Source organism: Pseudooceanicola lipolyticus (assembly GCF_002786325.1).
Taxonomy (GTDB): Bacteria; Pseudomonadota; Alphaproteobacteria; order Rhodobacterales; family Rhodobacteraceae; genus Pseudooceanicola_C; species Pseudooceanicola_C lipolyticus.
In genome coordinates, this window is sequence record NZ_PGTB01000353.1 from 1 (window position 1) to 1,252 (window position 1,252).

1 protein-coding gene is annotated in these 1,252 nt (G+C 60.7%); it reads left to right on the forward strand.

Annotated elements, in window-relative coordinates; all coding sequences use genetic code 11:
* Positions 1–66 precede the first annotated feature (66 nt).
* Positions 67–1,226, forward strand: a protein-coding gene (locus CVM52_RS25845) for an IS3 family transposase (protein WP_100165069.1) whose coding sequence is annotated in 2 segments (ribosomal slippage) — positions 67–316 and positions 316–1,226 — 1,161 coding nt in all. Because the reading frame shifts where the segments join, the coding sequence is not laid out codon by codon here.
* The last annotated feature ends 26 nt before the right edge of the window (positions 1,227–1,252 follow it).

Below are 1,252 nucleotides of genomic sequence, written 5' to 3' on the forward strand. Positions count from 1 at the left end.
TGACCTGCCCCCCGCGAAATCCCTCATCATGATGTAGAGTCTGCCCAACCTTGAAGGAGCAGACGAATGCGAAAGAGCCGTTTTACCGAGGCGCAGATTATCGGGATGATCAAGGAGCAAGAGGCGGGCATGCCGACGGCCGAACTGTGCCGTCGTCACGGGCTGAGCCCGTCCACGTTTTACAAGCTGAAAGCCAAATACGGCGGCATGGAGGTGTCAGAAGCCGCCCGGCTGAAGGCGCTGGAAGACGAGAACACCAAGCTCAAGCGCCTGCTGGCCGATACGATGCTCGACAACGTGGTCCTGAAAGATCTTTTGGGAAAGAACTGACGACGCTGACCAAGCGGCGAGAGGCAGCGCTCAGAGCGATGCGGGATCACGACATCTCGCAGCGCCGGGCCTGCCGGCTTGTCGGTGTCGATCCAAAGACGGTCCGGCGCGAACGCCCGCCGGATTGCCCCGAGATCCGCAAAGAGATGCAGGAGATTGCAGGCAAGCGACGTCGGTTCGGCTATCGTCGGATCGGCGTCCTGCTCGAACGCAAGGGCATGATCATGAACCACAAGAAGCTGTATCGGCTCTACCGGGAGGAAGGTCTCTCGGTGAAGCGACGACGTGGCCGCAAACGGGCCCGCGGCACACGCACACCGATGCCGGAGGCGGCGCGCCCAAATGCGCGGTGGTCGCTGGACTTTCTGTCGGACAGCTTTGGTGCTTCACGCAAGTTCCGCATCCTGGCAGTGATCGACGATTGCTGCCGCGAAAACCTGTGCCTCATGGCCGACACCAGTATCTCGGGAGCCCGTGTCGCCCGCGAGCTGGATGCGCTGGTGCGGGTCTACGGAAAACCAGGTTGCATCGTCAGTGATAACGGCACGGAGTTCACAAGCCGGGCCATCCTGAAATGGGCCGACCAGAACGATGTGCCGTGGCATTACATCGACCCAGGGAAGCCACAGCAGAACGCCTTCATCGAGTCGTTCAACGGCAGCCTGCGCGACGAGCTATTGAACGAGGAGATCTTTGACACCCTGAACGATGCCCGGCGAAAGCTGGCGCTATGGCGATATGACTACAATGCCGTCAGGCCGCATTCGTCGCTCGGAAACCAGACGCCACTGCAAGCGCGCCGAGCGCTTGAGCAATTTGAGGGCTCCGCGCCCGGCGCGCTTGCCCAAACCGAAACCCATGATTATCAAGATCAAACCCGCAGACTCTCGTTATGAACGAGGGACCGAAGGGGGGCAGGTCA